Here is a 218-nt window from a genome sequence, read left to right on the forward strand (position 1 = left end):
TCAGCCATTCCCTACACCCCCATAATTGGATTCCCAAAATAGTAACCTTGCGGGAAATCCTCTCGTCTTATTTGTTCGTTTTGCAAGTTTGGTCGTGTTTTCTCCCCCGGCTCTTTTATTGGATCGGCAACCACCATTTTCGGTTGTTTTGCAGTGTGCTTTACAAGTAAGGCATAAGATCCGAGGTATTCGTCAAACTCTACATTCAATCTGATAGA

General features: G+C 43.1%; 1 protein-coding gene. It reads right to left on the bottom strand.

Going from position 1 to position 218, the window contains the following annotated elements; all coding sequences use genetic code 11:
- Nucleotides 1–11 precede the first annotated feature (11 nt).
- Nucleotides 12–218, bottom strand: a 207-nt coding sequence (locus tag MR107_RS31085; protein ID WP_242293230.1) for a hypothetical protein, incomplete at its 5' end; no start/stop codon positions are given.

The organism is Bacillus cereus group sp. BfR-BA-01441 (genome assembly GCF_022663075.1).
Lineage (GTDB): Bacteria > Bacillota > Bacilli > Bacillales > Bacillaceae_G > Bacillus_A > Bacillus_A cereus.